This is a genomic window from Piscinibacter gummiphilus (genome assembly GCF_002116905.1).
GTDB classification, from domain to species: Bacteria; Pseudomonadota; Gammaproteobacteria; order Burkholderiales; family Burkholderiaceae_C; genus Rhizobacter; species Rhizobacter gummiphilus.
The window spans coordinates 4,061,279-4,082,056 of record NZ_CP015118.1; the positions used below are offsets into that span (position 1 = coordinate 4,061,279).

Genomic DNA, 20,778 nt, shown 5'->3' on the forward strand with positions numbered 1-20,778 from the left:
AAAGGGGCGAATTATAGGGAGCCGAAGCCCGCGTGATATTGCAGTTTGTCTTATGCCCGAAGCGAATGCTATACTGGCGGACTTCATACCACCTGGGTACAGCTAAAGCATGGCAACCGCTTCCAAAGCTAAGAAAAAGACTGTCCGCATCGCGTCTGGCCTCAAGCGCGTTCGGCAAGATGTGAAACTGAACGCCGCCAACACGGCCCTGCGTTCGAAGTTCCGCACCGTCATCAAGAATGTCCAGAAGGCTGTGGCCGCCGGCGACAAAGCCAAGGCCACGGAACTCTTCCAATCCGCCCAGAGCGTGATCGACTCGGTCGCCGACAAGGGTCTGTTCCACAAGAACAAGGCAGCTCGCCACAAGAGCCGCCTGTCCGCCAAGGTCAAGGCTCTCGCGGCCTGATCGAATACCAGGTGGTAGAAGCTCCAAGGCCCGCTCCGGCGGGCCTTGTTGTTTGAATGAAGCCCGCGTCCAGCGGGCTTCGTCACGTCTGGCGTGCACCAAGGTGCAATGGTGACCTTGAACCCTGATCGATAGGATCGGCCCGACCCGCTCATCCTCCAGGAGCTTCGCATGCGCACCCCATGGATCGCCGGCCTCGCCGCCGCCCTCGCCCTCCCTGCGTTCGCCCAGCCAGCACCACAGAAGGTCGACGTCGACAACTTCGTCCGGGCCGAGTCGGACATGTACATCGGCAACATGGCGAAGGAAGGCGGACTCGGCAAGCTGCTGCACCGGCGCCAACCCGCTTCGATCGACAACCAGACGGTGATCCGCCTGAACCGGGACACCCTCTACACCTTCGCCGTCTTCGACCTCGACGCAGGGCCCGTGGAGATCACGATGCCGGACGCGGGTGGGCGATTCATGTCGCTGCAGGTGGTCAATCAGGACCACTACACCCCCGCTGTCTACTACGGCGCAGGCCGCCGGCAGCTGACCCGGGAGAACGTCGGCACCCGCTACGTGGTCGCGGGCATCCGTACGCTGGTGAATCCGGCGGATCCGAAGGACATCGCCGAGGTGCACGCGCTGCAGGACCGGATCACCGTGTCGCAGAAGGCGACCGGCTCGCTCGACATGCCCGCCTGGGACGCCGGGAGCCACAAGAAGGTGCGCGACGCTCTGCTCTCGCTCGCCGCGACGCAGCCCGACTTCCGGGAGGCCTTCGGCACCCGCGAAGCGGTGAACCCCATCCACCACCTGCTGGGCACGGCCGCCGGCTGGGGCGGGAACCCCGACAAGGATGCGGTCTACCTGAGCGTCACGCCCGAGCGCAACGACGGCCGCACGGTGTACCGCCTCGACGTGAAGGACGTGCCGGTGGACGGCTTCTGGTCCGTGAGCGTCTACAACGCGAAGGGCTACTACGAGAAGAATGCCGCGGGGGCCTACACCGTCAACAACATCACCGCGAAGAAGGCGGCGGACGGCAGCGTGCCCATCCAGTTCGGCGGGTGCGACGGCAAGGTGGCCAACTGCATCCCGACGGTGGACGGGTGGAACTACACGGTGCGCCTGTACCGGCCGAAGCAGGCCGTTCTCGACAAGCAGTGGCAGTTCCCCGCGCCCCGGCCCGTGAACTGAGCCGGCGGAAGGGTCAGCCCGCCTTGGGCCGCTCGGAGCCGGTCTCGGGCAGCAGGCAGGCCTCGGCGACCTGCAGGTTGTTGTCGCGGGCGAAGTTCATCACGAAGTCCCACGCCATGAGTTCGACGTCACGCAGTGCCTCGTTGACGATGACACACTTCACGCCGTTGATGACACGGGGAACGCAGTAAGGCGAATAACCGATGAAGGCGCCGATGCCGCCCCCCGACCCTTCGGGGCGGAAGCACGACATGGCACCGGCGAGCCGCTCCGCCCAATCGCTGGGTCGGAAAACACGGCCGTCCTGGGTCACGCCTTGGATGAAGACTTCGCGGGGTTTGGCAGAGCTCATGCAATGGCTGGTGGAGGAATTGTGTTCCAGCCCGCATTGTCGCCGGGTTTGTGCTGCACAGCAGCACCCAACCGCGGGTACCCTGCTGAATCACACGCACATTTTTTATCGGCGATGACAACGATGCATCTCCGCACCCCAACGCAGTGCATGTCGTAACGGGCATGACTGCCCCTTAGAATGAAAAATCTCCCGGGGCCCTCGAAGGGCCCCGGCCGTTTTCTTTGGAGCCCTCTGCCATGACCGCCCCCGCCAAGACCGCCAACGCCGCGCCCCACGTGATGAACACCTACGGCCGACTGCCGTTCGCGCTGTCTCACGGGCAAGGCGCGTGGGTGTGGGACACCGACGGCAAGAAGTACCTCGACGGCCTCGCCGGCATCGCCGTGAACACGCTGGGCCACGCCCATCCGAAGCTCGTGCCCGCGCTGCACGACCAGGTCAACAAGCTGATCCACAGCTGCAACTACTACCAGGTGCCGCTGCAGGAGACCCTCGCCGCGAAGCTGTGCGAGCTGTCGGGCCTCGCGAACGCCTTCTTCTGCAGCACGGGCCTCGAGGCCAACGAAGCCGCACTCAAGATCGCCCGCAAGTATGGCCACGACAAGGGCATCGACCGCCCCGAGATCATCGTCTACGAGAAGGCCTTCCACGGCCGCTCCATCGCCACGCTGTCGGCCACCGGCAACCCGAAGGTGCAGGCCGGCTTCGGCCCGCTGGTGGAAGGCTTCGTGCGCGTGCCGCTGAACGACATCTCCGCCATCGAGGCCCAGGCGCGCGACAACCCGAACGTGGTGGCCGTGTTCCTCGAGGTCATCCAGGGCGAAGGGGGCATCAACCCCGCCACGGTCGAATACCTGCAGGCCGTGCGCCGCGTGTGCGACGAGAAGGGCTGGCTGCTGATGCTCGACGAGGTGCAGTGCGGCATGGGCCGCACCGGCAAGTGGTTCGCGCACCAGTGGGCCGGCATCAAGCCCGACGTGATGCCGCTCGCCAAGGGCCTCGGCTCGGGCGTGCCGGTGGGCGCCATCGTGTGCGGCCCGAAGGCCGCGAACGTGTTCGGCCCGGGCAACCACGGCACCACCTTTGGCGGCAACCCGCTCGCCATGCGCGCCGGCGTCGAGACCATCCGCATCATGGAGGAGGACAACCTCCTCGCGAACGCCGCCACCGTGGGCGCCCAGCTGTCCACCACCCTCAAGCGCGAGCTCAAGAACGTCGAGGGCTTCGTCGAGGTGCGCGGCCACGGCATGATGATCGGCATCGAACTCGCCCGCCCCTGCAACGAGCTGCTGGGCCAGGCCGCCGAAGCGGGCCTGCTGCTGAGCGTCACCGCCGACAAGGTGATCCGCCTGGTGCCGCCGCTCATCCTGACCGCCGCCGAAGCGGACCAGATCGTGGCCATCCTCGTGCCGCTGATCAAGTCGTTCCTCGCGAAGACCACCCCATGAAGCCCGGCATGAGCCTCATCAAGCACTACCTGCAGTTCAGCAACCTCCGCGCGGAGGAGTACGCGTACCTCTTCGCGCGCGCCGCCACCATCAAGCAGCGGTTCAAGAACTACGAGAAGTACACGCCCCTCGTCGACCGCACGCTCGCGATGATCTTCGAGAAGGCGAGCACACGCACCCGCGTGAGCTTCGAGGCGGGCATGTACCAGATGGGCGGCTCGGTGGTGAACCTCACCACCGGCGACAGCCAGCTCGGCCGCGCCGAACCCATCGAGGACAGCGCCAAGGTCATCAGCCGCATGGTCGACCTGGTGATGATCCGCACGTACGAGCAGACCAAGCTCGAGGCCTTCGCGGCCAACTCGCGCGTGCCGGTCATCAACGGCCTCACGAACGAGTACCACCCCTGCCAGATCCTCGCGGACATCTTCACGTACATCGAACACCGCGGCTCCATCCAGGGCAAGGTGGTCGCGTGGGTCGGCGACGGCAACAACATGGCCAACACGTGGCTGCAGGCCGCCGACATCCTCGGCTTCACGCTGCACGTGAGCACGCCCAGCGGCTACGAGATCGACGCCAAGGTGGCCGGTGTCACCAACCAGCAGTGCGTGAAGTTCTTCAAGAACCCGCTCGACGCCTGCCGCGGCGCCCACCTGGTCACCACCGACGTGTGGACCAGCATGGGCTACGAGGCCGAGAACGAGGCCCGCAAGAAGGCCTTCGCCGACTGGTGCGTCGACCGCGAGATGATGGCCGTGGCCCAGCCCGACGCCCTCTTCATGCACTGCCTGCCCGCGCACCGCGGCGAGGAGGTCGAGGCCGAGGTCATCGACGGCCCGCAGTCGGTCGTCTGGGACGAGGCCGAGAACCGCATGCACGCCCAGAAGGCGCTGATGGAGTACCTGCTGATCGGCCGCATCGGCTGACCAGCGACGAGAGGCCGGCATGCTGACCCAGCGTGTGCCGGCCCCGCCCCTGGACGCCTTCGTGGCTGTCCTGTGGGCCAGCGACCGCGGCGCCCTCCCCCACGCGCGGGAGCGCAAGCTGCCCACCGGCTGCGTGGACATCGTGATCCCGCTGAACGAGCACGCCCGGATCACCCGCTTCGCCCACGACACCGACCCCGACGGCCAGGTGTTCCGCGCCGCCATCGTGCAGGGCGCCCACGACCGTGCCATCGTCCGCGGCACCGGCGGGGCCTCCAGCGTCGTCGGCGTGCACTTCCGACCGGGCGGTGCGGCCGCGCTCCTCGGCGGCACCCTGCCCGAACTGCACAACCGCACCGTCGCCCTCGACGACGTGTGGGGCGCCGAGTCGCACCGGCTGCGCGACTGGCTGCAGCACGCGCCGGACGTGCACGAACGCCTGCGCCGCCTCGAACAGCACCTGCTGCAGCGCCTGGCCGGCGCCACCCCGGACCCGTTCGTCACGGCCGTGCTGGGGGCCTTCCGTGGCGGCGCACAGGCCGTGACACCGGTGCAGCGCGCGAGCGGCCTGTCGCCGCCCACGTTCATCGCCCGCTTCGAACAGGCCACGGGCCTCACGCCCAAGCGTTTCCTGCGCGTGCGGCGCTTCCACACGCTGCTGCGGCGCGTGGCCGCATCACCCGCGCCGGACTGGGCCGAAGCCGCGCTCGACGCCGGCTACAGCGACCAGCCCCACCTGATCCGCGAGTTCGGCCGCCTGGCCGGCATCACGCCGTCCGCGTACCGGCCGCTGGGCCCCGAGCAGCCGGAACACATGGCGCTTGAAAAACATCCAAGACGCACCGACCCGGCCGGCCGATGATGGGCTTCACCGGAACGCCAGGAGACGCCGATGAGCAACCCTTCCCGCATCCATGAGGTCTTCTCGTACCTCCGCGTGGCCGACACCGCGGCCGCCATCGATTTCTGCGTGCGCGCCTTCGGCGGTGTCGAGCGCTTCCGCCTCGTCGAGCCCTCGGGGCGCATCGGCCACGCCGAGGTGCAACTGGGCCCGGCGGTGCTGATGCTGTCGGACGCCTACCCGGAGTACGGTCTGAACGCCCCCGGCAAGGAGGGCGAGACCGCCGCCTCCGTGCACCTGCACGTCGACGACTGCGACGCCGTCGTGGCCCGGGCCGTGGCCGCGGGCGCCACCGTGCTGATGCCGCCCACCGACCAGTTCTACGGCGAACGGTCGTGCCGCCTGCGCGACCCGTTCGGGCACACCTGGCTGATCGGCCATTCGATCGAGGAGGTGACGCCGGAAGAAATGCAGCGTCGCTACACGGCGCTGATGAACGCGGGCGGCGAGCCCTGAGCGCTCCTCACGACGGCGGAAACACGAACACCACGCGCTTCGACCCGCTCGCGCCCACGTTCACGCCGCGCTGCTCGAGCGTCCTGCCGTTGAACGTGGCCTCCACCCGGTAGGTGCCCGGCGCCGGCTTCACGAGGAAGAACGGGCCTTCGGACTTGTCGTCCAGCACGACCTGGCCCTTCGCGTCGATCAGGCGCACCTGCACGTCCGCCGTGTACTGGTTCTTCGCCCCGTTCTTCTGGAACAGCTCGATCACGAGCGGGTAGCTCGCCCGCGCCTGCTTCACGGCCGGCAACTGTTCGTCGGGGATGCCACCGCTCGTGTACGTCACATCACCCGATTGTTTCGCCGGCGGCAGGGGCAGCAGTTCGTCGGCCTGCGCGACATGGGCCATGCACGCCAGGGCCGTGGCCAGCGCGGCGCATTTCACTGAATGGATGTTCATGAGGTCTCCTTTTCGGTCGCCTGACCATTAGGCGATGAACAAAGGGACCTGTTCCATGACGGCGGACAACACACGGCCCATTCCTACGGCCGGCCCACACATTCTCTTACGCGAAATGCTGCGCCATTTCACAGATGGCCTGGGTTTACCCGGCAGTTCCCGCTCATCTTTCAGACCGTCCGGTCGATAAGTCCGGCATGTCCTCCATCACCCTCTCCACGGCCTCCGGGTCGACGTCGGCCCTTCCCGGCCGCTTGCGGCTCGGTGCGACTTCGTTGCGCGGGCTGTCCTGCTCCCTGCTCGGCGCGGCCGGCGGGCTGTCCACGTGGGCGGCCAGCGGCTGGAACGGCTGGGCACTGGCTGGTGGTGGCGTGCTCGTCGCGGCCGGCTTCGTGTTCGATCGGCAGCGCGCCGCGCACGAACGCCGCCAGCGCGATGCCACCGCGAACTTCGTGCGGGAGAACGAGAACCTCGGTCGCGACCTGCTCCCCGTGTGGGGCGGCCACATCGAGAGCTCGCGCCAACAGATGGAGAGCGCGATCTCCGAGCTGAGCGCGCGGTTCGGCGGCATCGTCGACCGCCTCGACCAAGCCATGAAGGCGTCCGCCGTGGCGACCGAAGCGAACGAAGGCGCCGACCAGGGTCTCGTCGCCGTGTTCGATCGCAGCACGCGCGAACTCAACGCGGTGCTCGAGTCGCTGCGCGCCGCGATGGACAGCAACGGCGCAATGCACCAGGAGGTGCAGAACCTCGGCCGCTTCGTCGCCGAACTCCAGCAGATGGCCGCCGAAGTGGCGAACATCGCCTCCCAGACCAACCTGCTCGCGATCAACGCCGCCATCGAGGCCGCGCACGCGGGCGAGACCGGCCGCGGCTTCTCGGTGCTCGCGCAGGAAGTGCGCAAGCTCTCCGCGATGTCCGGCGAAACGGGCCGCCGCATGACCGACAAGGTCAACCTCGTGGGCGAGGCCATCGCCAACGCCCGCCGCAGCGCCGAAGCCTCGGCCACGCGCGAGGCCGCCTCGATCACGAACTGCGAGAACTCGATCAACACCGTGCTCTCCGGCTTCCACGGCGTCACCGACGCGCTGGTCGAATCGGCCGACGTGCTCAAGCGCGAGAGCGTGGGCATCCAGGCCGAGATCTGCGAAGCCCTCGTGCAGCTGCAGTTCCAGGACCGCGTGAGCCAGGTGATGTCGCACGTGCGCCAGAACATGGACCAGCTGCCCGCCGAACTCACGGCCGGCCGCGAGGCCTTCGAGCGCGATGGCGAACTGCGCCCCGTCGACACGGCCGCGCTGCTCGAAGCGCTGAAGAAGACGTACGCGATGGCCGAGGAACACACCACCCACGGCGGCGGCAGCGTCAAGGCGCCCGCCGACGAAGAGATCACCTTCTTTTGATTTTCACTGACAAGCCCCAGCGGAGAAGAACCCCATGGCCAAGAGCATCCTGATCGTCGACGACTCCGCCTCCGTGCGCCAGGTCGTCAGCATTTCCCTGCGCAACGCGGGCTACGAGGTGACGGAAGGCTGCGACGGCAAGGACGCGCTGTCGAAGCTCAAGGGCCAGAAGGTGCACCTGATCATCAGCGACGTGAACATGCCCAACATGGACGGCATCTCGTTCGTGAAGGCGGTCAAGCAGATGGCGGCGTACAAGTTCACGCCCATCGTGATGCTCACCACCGAGTCGCAGGAGTCGAAGAAGAAGGAAGGCCAGGAAGCCGGCGCGAAGGCGTGGATCGTCAAGCCCTTCAAGCCCGACCAGCTGCTGGGCGTGGTGCAGAAGCTCGTGCTGCCCTGATCGGGAGACCGGCATGTCCACCTCTCCCCTGCGCATCGAAGGCGAGCTGACGATCTACCGCGCCGCCGAACTCAAGGACACGCTGCTCGCCGCCGTCGCGGCGAACGACACCCTCGAGATCGACCTCTCCGCCGTCGAGGAATTCGACACCGCCGGGGTGCAGCTGCTGATGCTCGCCAAGCGCGCCGCCACCGCCACCGGCCACACGCTGCGCCTCACCGGCCACAGCGCCCCGGTGCTCGACGTGTTCGAACTGCTCGACCTCTCCCAGCACTTCGGCGACCCCATCGTCCTCCCCGCCTGACCCGGCCCGTTCTCCCCGAAAGACCCGCACCATGAACATGGACGACGCCCTGTCGACTTTCTTCGCCGAAAGCCGGGAGCTGCTCGAACAGATGGAGTCCTCCCTGCTCGGCATCGGGCAGGAGAGCGACACCACCGAAACCATCGGCGCCATCTTCCGCGCCGCCCACACCATCAAGGGCTCGGCCGGCCTGTTCGGCCTGGACGACGTGGTGAGCTTCACCCACGTGGTCGAGAGCGTGCTCGACGATGTGCGCGACGGCAAGCTGCAGGTCGACGAGCCGATGGTGGCCCTGCTGCTGTCCTGCGGCGACCACATCGGCGCGCTGATCGACGCCGTCGAATCGAACCCCGGCCAGAGCGCCGACGACGAACTGCTCGCCCGCGGCGCACCGCTCACCGAACGCCTGCGCGTGTACCTCGGCACCGGCCCGGTGGCCGTGACCGAAGCCGACGCCTCGTTCGAACGTGTCGCCCCGACGGAGGGGTCCGGCAACGACCTGTGGCACATCTCGGTGCGCTTCGGCCCCGACGTGCTGCGCAACGGCATGGACCCCGTGTCGTTCATCCGCTTCCTCGGCACGCTCGGCACCGTCACCGGCATCGTGACGCTGACCGACAAACTGCCCGACGCCGACGCGATGGACCCCGAGTCCAACTACCTCGGCTTCGAGATCGCGTTCCGCAGCCAGGCCGACAAGGCCGCCATCGAGAACGTGTTCGACTTCGTGCTCGACGACTGCACGCTGAACATCCTCCCGCCGAACAGCCGTTCGGCCGACTACATCGACTTGATCCGCCGCCAGCCGGAAGAGTCGGCCCGCCTCGGCGAGATGCTCGTTCGCTGCGGCACCATCACCGCCCACGAACTGGCCGCCGCCCTCGACGTGCAGGAGCAGCGCCAGCCCGAGGCCTCGCCCATCGGCTCGATCCTCGTCGAGCAGGGTGCCGTCGCCGCGCCGGTCGTCGCCGCCGCGCTCGAGAAGCAGAAGCGCGTCAAGGACGCCAAGACCGCCGAGAGCCAGTCCATCCGCGTCGACGCCGAGAAGCTCGACCAGCTGATCAACCTCGTCGGTGAACTCATCATCGCGTCGGCCGGTGCGAACCTGCTGTCGCGCCGCACGCGCAACATCGAGCTGCAGGAATGCCACTCGACGCTGTCGGGCCTCGTGGAGCAGGTGCGCGACAGCGCGCTGCAGCTGCGCATGGTCAAGATCGGCGCCACCTTCAACCGCTTCCAGCGCGTGGTGCACGACGTCTCGCGCGAGATCGGCAAGGACATCGCCCTCGTCGTCAACGGCGAGGACACCGAACTCGACAAGACCGTCGTCGAGAAGATCGGCGACCCGCTGACCCACCTCGTGCGCAACGCGATGGACCACGGCATCGACTCGCCCGAGCTGCGCGCGCAGCGCGGCAAGCCGGCGCAGGGCACGGTTTCGCTCAACGCGTACCACGACTCGGGCAGCATCGTGATCGAGGTCGGTGACGACGGCGGTGGTCTGAACCGCGAGAAGATCCTCGCGAAGGCCGTCGAACGCGGCCTCATCGAACCCGGCCGCGTGCTGACCGATTCGGAAACCTACGCGCTGATCTTCGAACCCGGGTTCTCCACGGCCGAGAAGGTGACGAACCTGTCGGGCCGCGGCGTGGGCATGGACGTGGTCAAGCGCAACATCGTCGCGCTGCGCGGCAGCGTCGAGATCGCGAGCCAGCCCGGCCTCGGCACCACGGTCACCGTGCGCCTGCCGCTCACGCTCGCCATCATCAACGGCTTCCAGGTGGGGGTCGGCAAGTCGGTGTTCGTCGTGCCGCTCGACATGGTCGACGAGTGCGTCGAGTTCAACGCCGAGGAAGGCCACGACTACACCGACCTGCGCGGCCAGGTGCTCCCGTTCATCCGCCTGCGCGACCTGTTCGAGGTGCCCGGCACGCCGTCGGCGCGCCAGAACATCGTCGTCGTCAAGCACGGCAGCCAGAAGTTCGGCCTCGTGGTCGACACGCTGCTGGGCGAGGCCCAGACCGTCATCAAGCCGCTCTCGAAGATGTTCGCCCAGGTCAAGGGCATCAGCGGTTCGAGCATCCTCGGCAGCGGCGACGTCGCGCTGATCCTGGACGTGCCCGTGCTGATGGAACAGGCCCAGTTCCCGAACGCCACCGACCGACCCGTGGCGGTCTGACCCCCTCTCCCCCGCTTTACCCCTGTTATTTCGCCGATACCCGGCTCGTCACATCGGCAAGGATCCACCCCATGTTCGGAAATCTCAAGATCGGCACCCGCCTCGGCCTCGGCTTCGCGCTGGTGGCCCTCGTCATCGCTGCCATCGTGTGGCTCGGCGTCACGCGCCTGGCCGACATCTCGGCCAAGACGTCGGACATCACCGACGTGCAGAACGTCAAGGTCGACGCCGTCAACGAGATCAAGCTGATCCCGTTCGCGATGGGCTCCACGCTGCGCACCCTGATCATCCGCACGGAACCCGCCGAACTGCGCGCGCAGCAGGCCCGATTCAAGGAACTGGTGACCGAGTACGCCGCCGCCGAGGCCCGCGTCGAGAAGCTGCAGTCCGAGCACGGCGCCGGCGACGAGGAAAAGGCGCTGTTCCAGAAGATCCGCGAGACGTCCCGCACGGGCATCGCGATGATGGTCAAGGTCGCCGAGTTCGGCGAGGCCAACAAGAACGCGGAAGCCACCGCCCTCCTCTACGGCGACCTGAGCCCGGTCGTGTCGCAATGGCGCAAGGCCGCCAACGACCTGCTCGAACACGAGACGAAGCTCAGCCAGTCGCTCGCCAAGGAGGCCGCGGCCTCCTACATCGACGCGCGCCGCACGATGCTGCTGCTGGGCGGTGTCGCCGTGGCGCTGTCGATCGGCATCGCGCTGCTCGTCACGCTGAGCGTGACCCGTCCGCTGCAGCAGGCCGTCCACGTGGCCGACCAGCTGGCCCAGGGCGACCTGACCGTGCGCGTCGACGTGCGCGGCAAGGACGAGACGGCCCAGCTGCTGTCGTCGATGCAGAACATGGTCACCCGCCTGTCGCAGGTGGTCACCGAGGTGAACGCCGGTGCCGAGGCGCTGGCCGGTGCGTCCGAAGAGGTGAGCGCCACGGCGCAGTCGCTGTCGCAGGCCGCCAGCGAGCAGGCCGCCGGCGTCGAAGAGACCAGCGCGTCCATCGAACAGATGACCGCCTCCATCTCGCAGAACACCGAAAACGCCAAGGTCACCGACGGCATGGCCACCAAGGCCGCCACCGAAGCCACCGAAGGCGGTGACGCGGTGAAGGCCACGGTCACCGCGATGAAGCAGATCGCCCAGAAGATCGGCATCATCGACGACATCGCGTACCAGACCAACCTGCTCGCGCTGAACGCCGCGATCGAAGCCGCCCGTGCCGGCGAACACGGCAAGGGCTTCGCGGTGGTCGCCGCCGAGGTGCGCAAGCTCGCCGAACGCAGCCAGGTGGCCGCGCAGGAGATCGGCACCGTCGCCGGCTCCAGCGTCGAACTGGCCGAACGCGCCGGCAAGCTGCTCGACCAGATCGTCCCGAACATCAAGAAGACGTCGGACCTGGTGCAGGAGATCACCGCCGCGTCCGAGGAACAGACCTCCGGCGTCGGCCAGATCAACGCCGCCGTCGCCCAGCTGAGCCAGACGACGCAGCAGAACGCCTCCAGCTCGGAAGAGCTGGCCGCCACCTCGGAAGAGATGAGCAGCCAGGCCGAACAGCTGCAACAGACGATGTCGTTCTTCAAGCTCGGTCACGGCGGTGCAGCGCACACGCCGGTGCGCCGTGCCGCCCCGAAGGCCGTGCGCGCCCCGGCGCCGAAGGCCGCCTCGGGCCGCTCCGGCGGCTTCGACCTCGGCCGCGGCCTCGCGGTCGCGGGTGCCGATGCCCTCGACGAATCCCAGTTCTCCAAGTTCTAAGCTTCAGGAGTTGTCCATGAACGCCGTGGTCCAGACCCGCCCCCACCTGCCCGCCGTGGCCCCGACGCATGCCGTGGCCGTGCGCGAGGAACCCACCCAGTACCTGACCTTCCAGCTCGCGGGCGAATCGTTCGCGATCGGCATCCTGTCGATCAAGGAGATCATCGAGTACCACACGCTGACCGAGGTGCCGATGATGCCGGCCAGCGTGCGCGGCGTGATCAACCTGCGCGGCGCCGTCGTGCCCGTGATGGACCTGCTGGCCCGCTTCGGCCGGCCCTCGAGCGAGGTCACCAAGCGCACCTGCATCGTGATCGTCGAGATCGAGGCCGACGAGGAGCGCCAGGTGATCGGCGTGGTCGTCGATGCCGTCAACGAAGTGCTCGACATCGACGCCGCCGACATCGAACCGCCCCCGTCCTTCGGCGCGAACATCCGCACCGACTTCATCCAGGGCATGGGCAAGGTCAAGGGCAAGTTCGTCATCCTGCTCAACGTCCACCAGGTCCTGTCGATCGACGACCTCCAGGCCGCCACCGCGGCCACGAAGGAAAACGGTCAACACCTCTGACCGCCAAGCACCCCAGGGAAAGGCCAGAAAAATGTTCTCCAACCTCAAAGTCGCCACGCGCCTGAGCCTCGGCTTCGGTGTCGTGCTGTTCCTGCTGATCGTCATCTCCGTCCTGAGCGTGTTGCGCCTGTCGACCGTCAGCAGCGCCACGACCTTGATCATGGAGGACCGGTACCCGAAGGTGCAGATGTCCGACGAGATCATCAAGAACGCGATCCACAACGGCCGCCTGCTGCGCGGCATGCTGATCGCCTCGAACGAGAGCGAGGCGGACACCCTCAAGGCCGACGTGGAACGGCGCCGCGCGCGCAACGCCGAGATGGTCAAGAAGCTGGACGAGGTACTCGTCGCCGAACGATCGCGCCAGCTGCTCAAGGAGATGCAGGACAAGCGCCAGCTGCTGGCCCCGAAGTACGACCGCATCTACGAACTGGCCCGCACCGACCGCGCCCGTGCCATCGAGTACATGAAAAGCGACTTCGCCCCGGTGAACGACGCCTACATGGCCGCCGCCGACGCGCTCGGAGACTACGTCACCGAACAGATGAAGGAAGCCGGCGACCAGGCCGTCGAGACCTACGTGCAGACGCGCAACCTCGTGATCGGCCTGTCCGTGCTGGCGATCCTGGTCGGCGCGGTGATCGCCTTCGTGATCACGCGCGGCCTGCTCAAGCTGCTGGGCGGTGAACCGTCGTACGCCGCCGAGGTGCTGGAACAGGTGGCCGTGGGCGACTTCACCGTCGACGTGCGCACCGCTCCCGGCGACACCACGAGCATGCTCTACACCGTGCGCCAGATGGTCGAATCGGCCGGCGACAGCATCAACGACGTGGTTCGCGTGATGGGCGCGATGGCCCAGGGCGACCTGACCCAGACCATCGACAAGGACTACCAGGGCTCGTTCGCCGACATGAAGTCCTACGTCAACAACACCGTGGCCAAGCTGTCGCAGGTGGTGACGGAAGTGAACTCCGGTGCCGAGGCGCTGGCCGGTGCGTCCGAAGAGGTGAGCGCGACGGCCCAGTCGCTGTCGCAAGCCTCGAGCGAGCAGGCCGCCGGCGTCGAGGAGACGAGCGCGTCCATCGAGCAGATGACCGCGTCGATCTCGCAGAACACCGAGAACGCCCGCATCACCGACGGCATGGCCACGAAGGCCGCCGCCGAGGCGGCCGAAGGCGGCGAGGCCGTGAAGGCCACCGTCGCTGCGATGAAGCAGATCGCCCAGAAGATCGGCATCATCGACGACATCGCCTACCAGACCAACCTGCTCGCGCTGAACGCCGCGATCGAGGCGGCCCGCGCCGGCGAACACGGCAAGGGCTTCGCGGTGGTCGCCGCCGAGGTGCGCAAGCTCGCCGAGCGCAGCCAGGTGGCCGCGCAGGAGATCGGCACCGTCGCCGGCTCCAGCGTCGAACTGGCCGAACGCGCCGGCAAGCTGCTCGACGAGATCGTGCCGAACATCAAGAAGACGTCCGACCTCGTCCAGGAGATCACCGCCGCGTCCGAGGAACAGACCTCCGGCGTGGGCCAGATCAACGCCGCCGTCAGCCAGCTCAGCCAGACGACGCAGCAGAACGCCTCCAGCTCGGAAGAACTGGCCGCCACCTCGGAAGAGATGAGTAGCCAAGCCGAGCAACTGCAGCAGGCGATGTCGTTCTTCAAGCTGGGTGTGCTCGGTGCCCATGCACCGGTGGCCGCCCCGGCACCGACGCCGCGTGCGCCGTCCGCCCATATCTCCCGTCCGGCCCGCAAGGCCGCCGCGGCCGCGAAACGCACCTCCGCCGGTGGCTACGCACTGAACCCCGCGATGGCGTTCAGCGGCGGTGTGTCGGCGCCGGACGACGCACTGTTCACGAAGTTCTGACCTGCGGACCGCCAGCCGCAGGCCGATAACACAAGCACCACGAAGAAGGATAGGCCCCCATGAATTGGTTCCTGCGATTGAAGCTGGCGCACAAGCTTCTGCTGACTTTCCTGATCTGCTCGGCCATCACCGCGGCCGTCGGCGGCTACGCGATGCTGAAGATGTCCCACCTCGGTGACATGCTGCAGGACACCTACGCGAACAACATCCTGCCGATGCAGGACGTCTCGGAGGCCTCGGCCCGGCTGACCGCGCATTCGCGCGCCTACGTGCGCCTGCCGGCCACGAAGGATGCGGACGACGCGAAGGACGCCGTCAAGCGCGCCGCCGTCCACATGGAGAAGTTCCATGCCGCGATGAAGAGCTACCGCGCCACCTCGCTGAGCGAGACGGAAGCCGCGCTCGTCAAGGAGCTCGACGCCCAGCTGCCGACCTACCTCGCGCTGAACGACAAGGTGGCCCAGCTGTCCATCGACGGCAAGTACGACGCCGCCGCCGACCTCAGCAACGGCGACGCCCGCAAGGCCATCAACGGTCTCGAGAAGACCATGAACGGCATCATCGACGAGCTGACGGCCCAGGCCAAGGCCACGAACGAGAACGGCGCGAAATCGGTCGCCGAAGCCCGCTGGCTGATGGCCGCCGTGATCGCCGCCTCGGTGCTGCTCGCCGTGGCCCTCGGCCTGATCGTGACCCGCATCATCGGCCGCCAGCTCGGCGGTGAACCCGACTACGCCGCGGCGCTGCTGCACAAGGTGGCCGACGGCGACCTGTCCTCCGACGTGGTGATCCGCAACGGCGACACCACCAGCATGCTCTACGCCGTCAAGCAGATGGTGGGCCGCCTGCAGCAGGTGATCGCCGGCCAGCGCGAAGTCGTGGCCGCCGCCAACCGCGGCAACTTCGAGGCGCGCATGGACGTCACCGGCCTGCAGGGCTTCCAGAAGGAGATGGGCGACGGCCTGAACGCGCTGGTGTCCACCACCGGCGCCAGCGTCGACGACGTGGTGCGCGTGATGGGCGCGGTCTCCGAAGGCGACCTGACCCGCACGATCGACAACGACTACGAAGGCGCCTTCGGCCAGATGAAGGAGTTCGTCAACAACACCGTGGCCAAGCTGTCGCAGGTGGTGACGGAAGTGAACTCGGGTGCCGAAGCCCTGGCCGGTGCCTCCGAAGAGGTGAGCGCCACGGCGCAGTCGCTGTCGCAGGCCGCCAGCGAGCAGGCCGCCGGCGTCGAAGAGACCAGCGCGTCCATCGAACAGATGACCGCCTCCATCTCGCAGAACACCGAAAACGCCAAGGTCACCGACGGCATGGCCACGAAGGCCGCGTCCGAAGCCACCGAAGGGGGCGAGGCCGTGAAGGCCACGGTGGCCGCGATGAAGCAGATCGCCCAGAAGATCGGCATCATCGACGACATCGCCTACCAGACCAACCTCCTCGCGCTGAACGCCGCGATCGAAGCGGCCCGTGCCGGCGAACACGGCAAGGGCTTCGCGGTGGTCGCCGCCGAGGTGCGCAAGCTCGCCGAACGCAGCCAGGTGGCCGCGCAGGAGATCGGCACCGTCGCCGGCTCCAGCGTCGAGCTGGCCGAACGTGCCGGCAAGCTCCTCGACCAGATCGTGCCGAACATCAAGAAGACGTCCGACCTCGTGCAGGAGATCACCGCCGCGTCGGAAGAGCAGAGCTCGGGCGTCAGCCAGATCAACGCCGCCGTCAACCAGCTGAGCCAGACGACGCAGCAGAACGCCTCCAGCTCGGAAGAGCTGGCCGCCACCTCGGAGGAGATGAGCAGCCAGGCCGAGCAGCTGCAGCAGACGATGTCGTTCTTCAAGCTGGGCCACAGCGCCGCGCCGTCGATCGCGCCCCGCGCGACGACCTCGCGCGCCAGCCAGCGCAGCGTGATCGCGCCGCCGTCGAAGGTGCACGCGAAGAAGGCCTCGCCGTCGAACAACGGCACGAACGGCTTCGCCCTGAACCCGGGCGCGGCGCTCGACGAGAGCCAGTTCGCCCGCTTCTGATCCCGCTGTCCGTCCGACCATGCACACCATCACCGACGCCGAGTTCGGGAACTTCCAGCGCTTCATCTTCGACGCGGCGGGCATCACGCTCTCCTCGGCGAAGAAGGCCCTGGTGTCCGGCCGGCTGGCCAAGCGGCTGCAGGCGCGCCGGCTCGGCAGCTTCACCGAGTACTTCAAGCTGCTGAGCAGCGGGGACGATGCGGAGGAGGTGCAGACCGCCGTCGACCTGCTGACCACCAACGAGACCTACTTCTTCCGCGAGCCGAAGCACTTCGAGCTGTTGCGCGACGTGGCCCGCGACACCGCGGTGCGCGGCCAGCCGTTCCGCATCTGGAGCGCCGCCAGTTCCACCGGTGAAGAGGCCTACAGCATGGCGATGGTGCTCGCCGACGCCCTGCCCCAGCAGCCCTGGGAGGTGATCGGTTCGGACATCAGCACGCGGGTGCTGCAGCGCGCGCGCACCGGGCACTACCCGCTCGAGCGCACGCGCCACATCCCCCAGCACTTCCTCAAGCGCTTCTGCCTGAAGGGCATCGAGAGCCAGACCGGCACGCTGCTGGTCGAGCGCGCGCTGCGCCAGAAGGTCTCGTTCACGCAGGTCAACCTCAATGCCGCGCTGCCGACCAACCTCGGCACGTTCGACATGATCTTCCTGCGCAACGTGATGATCTACTTCAACGGCGACACCAAACGCCAGGTCGTGGCCCGCATCCTCGCGACGCTCAAGCGGGGCGGTCACTTCTGCATCGGGCATTCCGAAACGCTGAACGACATCACCGACTCGCTCGAGCAGGTCGCGCCCAGCATCTACAGGAAGCCGTAACGGCTTCAAGAGGGACCCATGGCGATCGTCACAGAACACCGCGACGTGATCCTGCGTCCCGGCGAGTACGCCGTGGCGGGCGCCGACTGCGTGCTCCGCACGCTGCTCGGCTCCTGCGTGTCCATCACGCTGTGGCACCCGAAACTGCGCATCGGCGCGATGTCGCACTTCCTGCTGGCCCGCCGCGGCAACCGCGCGACCGGCCCGCTCGACGGCCGCTACGGCGAGGAGTCGCTCGAACTGATGCTGGACGCCCTGGCGAAGGAACACGTGTTCCCCACCCAGTGCGAGGCCAAGATCTTCGGCGGCGGCAACATGTTCCCGGACCAGAACCCGGGCAGCACCATCCACGTGGGCCGCGACAACGGGGAAGCGGCACGCCGATTGCTGCAGGAGCACGGCATCCACATCGTCTCGGAAAGCCTGTTCGGTGTGGGCCACCGCCAGATCGCCTTCGACGTCGCGACGGGCCACGTCTGGGTCCGCCTGGTGCACCCCACCTCCGGCTTCACGCCGCTGACTGGAGAACATTCATGAACACACCCGTCCGCGTGATGGTCATCGACGATTCCGCCGTGGTGCGCCAGGTGCTCACCGGCCTGCTGTCGCAGGCGCCCGGCATCGAGGTGATGGCCGCGGTGGCCGACCCCGTGCTCGCCATCGAACGTCTCAAGCTCGACTGGCCCGACGTGATCGTGCTCGACGTGGAGATGCCGCGCATGGACGGCATCACCTTCCTGCGCATGGTGATGCAGCAGAAGCCCACGCCGGTCGTGATCTGCTCGACGCTGACCGACAAGGGCGCGAAGACCACGCTCGAGGCCATGGCCGCCGGTGCCGTGGCCATCGTCACGAAGCCCAAGGTGGGCCTCAAGCAGTTCCTGAGCGAGGCCGGCGACGAACTCGTCCAGACGGTGAAGGCCGCGGCCAAGGCCAACGTGCGCCGGCTCGCCGCGGGCCGCCCCGCCCCGCTGACCCCGGTGGCGAAGAACACCGCCGACGTGATCCTGCCGCCCAGCACCGCCCGCGCGATGACGCAGACCACCGAACGGGTGGTGGCGCTCGGCACGTCCACCGGCGGCACGCAGGCGCTCGAGGAGGTGTTGACGACGCTGCCGCGCGTGAGCCCCGGCATCGTCATCGTGCAGCACATGCCCGAGAAGTTCACCGCCGCGTTCGCCGCGCGCCTGAACACGCTGTGCCAGATCACGGTGAAGGAAGCCGAGAACAACGACCGCGTGGTGCCCGGCCGCGCGCTGATCGCCCCGGGCGGTCGCCACATGGTGCTCAAGCGCAGCGGCGCGCAGTACTTCGTCGAGGTGGTCGACGGCCCGCTCGTGAACCGCCATCGCCCGTCGGTGGACGTGCTGTTCCGGTCGGTCGCCAAGTGCGCGGGCGCGAACGCGCTCGGGGTCATCATGACCGGCATGGGCGACGACGGCGCGGTCGGCCTGCTCGAGATGCGCAACGCCGGTGCCCGCACCGCGGCACAGGACGAGGACAGCTGCGTGGTCTTCGGCATGCCGAAGGAAGCCATCAAGCGCAACGCGGCCGAGAAAGTGATCCCGCTGGGCGCCATCGGGCAGGAGATCCAGCGCCAGCTGACGCTCTGACCACGGACGAAAAAAACGCCACCCCAGCCTTCGCCGGGATGGCGTCGTGAACACCCCTCGCGGGGTGGCTCAACCCAGGTTCACAGGGACAAAAATCTGCTCGCCGTCGCGCTGGATCAGCAGCGCGACACTCTTCGGCTTGGCCTTGATCACGCTGATCACCTGCTCGACCGAGGTGACCGGCTTGCCGTTGATGGCCAGCACCACGTCGCCCTCGTTGATGCCGGCGCGTGCGGCCGGGCCATCCGCGCCTTCCACCACCAGGCCCTGGGCCAGGTGGGTGGCGCGCCGCTCGTCGGGCGACAGCGGGCGCAGCGACAGGCCGAGCTTGCCGCCCTCGCCTTCACCGGCGCTGGCCACCTTCTCGTCCTCGGCCGGCAGGCCGCCGAGCTTCGCCTCGATCTCGCGGGCCGACTTGTCGCGCCACACCTTCAGCTTGACCTTGTCGCCCGGGGCGGACAGGCCCACACGGCTCGACAGCGAACCCGAGCGCTGCACCGGCTCGCCATTGACCTCGAGGATCACGTCACCCGGCTTCAGGCCCGCGGCGGCGGCGGCGCTGTCGGGCGCCACCTTCGAGACGAGCGCGCCGTCCGGCCGGTCGAGGCCGAACGATTCGGCGAGGCCCTGGTTCAGGTCCTGGATCACCACGCCCAGGCGGCCGTGCGAGGCCTTGCCGGTGGCGACGATCTGGTCCTTCACCTTCAGCGCGACGTTGATCGGGATCGAGAAGCTCAGGCCCTGGAAACCGCCGGTCTGCGAGTAGATCTGCGCGTTGATGCCCACCACGGCACCGGTGCCGTCGAACAGCGGGCCACCGGAGTTGCCGGGGTTCACGGCCGCGTCGGTCTGGATGAACGGCACCATCGCGTCACCCGGCAGCGAACGCCCCTTGGCGCTCACGATGCCGCTCGTGGCCGTCTGCTCGAAGCCGTACGGCGCGCCGATGGCGAGCACGGGGTCGCCCACCTCGAGGCTCTGCGGGTCGCCCAGGCGCACCGTGGGCAGGTTCTTCGCGTCGATGCGCAGCACGGCCACGTCGGTCGTGGTGTCGGTGCCCAGCACCTTCGCGGCGAACTCGCGGCGGTCGTTGAGCTTGACGGTCACTTCCTTCGCCTCGCGCACCACGTGCGCGTTGGTCAGGATCAGGCCATCGCTGCTGATGATGAAGCCCGAGCCCTGGCCCTTGAACGGCTGGGACGGCACCTGCTGGCGTCCACCGCGTCCGCCGCCCTGCATGCCGGGCAGGCCGCGGAAGAACTGGAAGAACGGGTCGTTCTCGAGGCCCGGGGGCAGCTGCTGCTGTTGCTGCTGCAGCTCCTCGCGGCTGGGCTTGTGCACGCCCTCGACGGTCACACCGACGACGGCGGGACCCGCCTGGGCCACGATGGCGCGGTAGTTCGGCACCATGGTCTGCGCGGGCACCGGGGCCACCGCGTTGGCGGGGGCCGTGGCCGCGGCGGCCGTCGTCACGGCGGCGGCGGACTGCGTCTTGGTGAACTCCGGCTTGAGGCCGAAGGCACCGGCGGTGCCGACCGCGAGCACGCCCACGGCGATCAGCGAGGCATTCAGAGTTTTCAGTGTCATGTGCGTTACCCCTTCGAGAGAGTCGGACGAAGTGCGTCCGTGTCGGGGTCGACGATAGGTTCGGCGGGTTAACGGTCGGTTAGCCGAAGGTGAAGCGAACGTTAAGGCCCATGTCCGCCGGTGGGTGAGCATGCACC

General features: G+C 67.8%; 19 protein-coding genes and 2 pseudogenes. 18 read left to right on the top strand and 3 right to left on the bottom strand.

What is annotated here, in order from left to right:
* The first annotated feature begins 109 nt into the window (after window positions 1-109).
* On the top strand, window positions 110-406 hold the full coding sequence (rpsT, locus tag A4W93_RS18300) for a 30S ribosomal protein S20 (RefSeq protein WP_085751970.1): 297 nt from the start codon (window positions 110-112) through the stop codon (window positions 404-406).
* Between the two features lie 171 nt (window positions 407-577).
* Window positions 578-1,591, top strand: coding sequence for a DUF1254 domain-containing protein (locus tag A4W93_RS18305; RefSeq protein ID WP_085751971.1), 1,014 nt, complete (start codon window positions 578-580; stop codon window positions 1,589-1,591).
* A gap of 13 nt (window positions 1,592-1,604) precedes the next feature.
* Here A4W93_RS18305 and A4W93_RS18310 read toward each other — a convergent pair whose 3' ends face one another.
* Window positions 1,605-1,943, bottom strand: coding sequence for a DUF3579 domain-containing protein (locus tag A4W93_RS18310; protein WP_085751972.1), 339 nt, complete (start codon window positions 1,941-1,943; stop codon window positions 1,605-1,607).
* A gap of 239 nt (window positions 1,944-2,182) precedes the next feature.
* Here A4W93_RS18310 and A4W93_RS18315 point away from each other — a divergent pair, with 239 nt between their 5' ends.
* From A4W93_RS18315 to A4W93_RS18330, 4 genes are read left to right on the top strand one after another with little or no spacing between them, the layout of a single operon-like run.
* Window positions 2,183-3,394 (top strand): aspartate aminotransferase family protein, encoded by a 1,212-nt coding sequence (locus A4W93_RS18315; RefSeq protein ID WP_085751973.1) that lies wholly within the window; start codon window positions 2,183-2,185, stop codon window positions 3,392-3,394.
* Window positions 3,391-4,323 carry an ornithine carbamoyltransferase gene (argF, locus tag A4W93_RS18320; protein WP_085751974.1) on the top strand — a complete coding sequence of 311 codons (933 nt, stop codon included), beginning with the start codon at window positions 3,391-3,393 and terminating at the stop codon, window positions 4,321-4,323. Before A4W93_RS18315 ends, argF begins: the two co-directional genes overlap by 4 nt.
* Before the next feature lie 19 nt (window positions 4,324-4,342).
* Entirely contained in the window at window positions 4,343-5,185 is an 843-nt protein-coding gene (locus tag A4W93_RS18325; protein ID WP_085751975.1) for a helix-turn-helix domain-containing protein, read from the top strand.
* 30 nt (window positions 5,186-5,215) lie between these two features.
* A complete protein-coding gene (locus A4W93_RS18330) occupies window positions 5,216-5,680 on the top strand; it encodes a VOC family protein (RefSeq protein ID WP_085751976.1) in 465 nt (154 codons plus the stop codon).
* A gap of 7 nt (window positions 5,681-5,687) precedes the next feature.
* Here A4W93_RS18330 and A4W93_RS18335 read toward each other — a convergent pair whose 3' ends face one another.
* Complete coding sequence (locus tag A4W93_RS18335) at window positions 5,688-6,125, bottom strand: carboxypeptidase regulatory-like domain-containing protein (protein WP_085751977.1); 438 nt, start codon at window positions 6,123-6,125, stop codon at window positions 5,688-5,690.
* Between the two features lie 197 nt (window positions 6,126-6,322).
* Between A4W93_RS18335 and A4W93_RS18340 the strand changes: the two genes are divergently transcribed.
* The 12 genes and pseudogenes from A4W93_RS18340 to A4W93_RS18390 all read left to right on the top strand — a co-directional run bounded on the left by A4W93_RS18340 (window position 6,323) and on the right by A4W93_RS18390 (window position 19,054).
* Window positions 6,323-7,528, top strand: coding sequence for a methyl-accepting chemotaxis protein (locus A4W93_RS18340; protein WP_157782186.1), 1,206 nt, complete (start codon window positions 6,323-6,325; stop codon window positions 7,526-7,528).
* A gap of 34 nt (window positions 7,529-7,562) precedes the next feature.
* Window positions 7,563-7,931 carry a response regulator gene (locus tag A4W93_RS18345; RefSeq protein WP_085751979.1) on the top strand — a complete coding sequence of 123 codons (369 nt, stop codon included), beginning with the start codon at window positions 7,563-7,565 and terminating at the stop codon, window positions 7,929-7,931.
* Window positions 7,932-7,944: 13 nt separating this feature from the next.
* Window positions 7,945-8,235, top strand: coding sequence for an STAS domain-containing protein (locus A4W93_RS18350; protein WP_085751980.1), 291 nt, complete (start codon window positions 7,945-7,947; stop codon window positions 8,233-8,235).
* Window positions 8,236-8,266: 31 nt separating this feature from the next.
* Window positions 8,267-10,414: a chemotaxis protein CheA gene (locus tag A4W93_RS18355; protein ID WP_085751981.1), complete on the top strand. Its 2,148-nt coding sequence runs from the start codon at window positions 8,267-8,269 to the stop codon at window positions 10,412-10,414.
* Window positions 10,415-10,485: 71 nt separating this feature from the next.
* Window positions 10,486-12,159 (top strand): methyl-accepting chemotaxis protein, encoded by a 1,674-nt coding sequence (locus tag A4W93_RS18360; RefSeq protein ID WP_085751982.1) that lies wholly within the window; start codon window positions 10,486-10,488, stop codon window positions 12,157-12,159.
* A 16-nt stretch (window positions 12,160-12,175) separates the two neighbouring features.
* A complete protein-coding gene (locus A4W93_RS18365) occupies window positions 12,176-12,730 on the top strand; it encodes a chemotaxis protein CheW (protein ID WP_085751983.1) in 555 nt (184 codons plus the stop codon).
* Between the two features lie 31 nt (window positions 12,731-12,761).
* Window positions 12,762-14,594, top strand: a complete 1,833-nt coding sequence (locus A4W93_RS18370; RefSeq protein WP_085751984.1) for a methyl-accepting chemotaxis protein — start codon at window positions 12,762-12,764, stop codon at window positions 14,592-14,594.
* Between the two features lie 59 nt (window positions 14,595-14,653).
* A pseudogene (locus A4W93_RS30825) lies at window positions 14,654-15,196 on the top strand (MCP four helix bundle domain-containing protein); the annotation flags it as partial.
* A 270-nt stretch (window positions 15,197-15,466) separates the two neighbouring features.
* Window positions 15,467-16,618, top strand: a pseudogene (locus A4W93_RS30830) (methyl-accepting chemotaxis protein); the annotation flags it as partial.
* 19 nt (window positions 16,619-16,637) lie between these two features.
* Complete coding sequence (locus A4W93_RS18380; protein WP_085751986.1) at window positions 16,638-17,441, top strand: CheR family methyltransferase; 804 nt, start codon at window positions 16,638-16,640, stop codon at window positions 17,439-17,441.
* Between the two features lie 18 nt (window positions 17,442-17,459).
* Window positions 17,460-17,978 (top strand): chemotaxis protein CheD, encoded by a 519-nt coding sequence (locus A4W93_RS18385; protein WP_085751987.1) that lies wholly within the window; start codon window positions 17,460-17,462, stop codon window positions 17,976-17,978.
* Window positions 17,975-19,054, top strand: coding sequence for a protein-glutamate methylesterase/protein-glutamine glutaminase (locus A4W93_RS18390; RefSeq protein WP_085751988.1), 1,080 nt, complete (start codon window positions 17,975-17,977; stop codon window positions 19,052-19,054). Before A4W93_RS18385 ends, A4W93_RS18390 begins: the two co-directional genes overlap by 4 nt.
* 69 nt (window positions 19,055-19,123) lie before the next feature.
* On the opposite strand, the gene A4W93_RS18395 is transcribed toward A4W93_RS18390, so the two are convergent.
* Window positions 19,124-20,641, bottom strand: coding sequence for a Do family serine endopeptidase (locus tag A4W93_RS18395; RefSeq protein ID WP_085751989.1), 1,518 nt, complete (start codon window positions 20,639-20,641; stop codon window positions 19,124-19,126).
* Window positions 20,642-20,778: the final 137 nt, after the last annotated feature.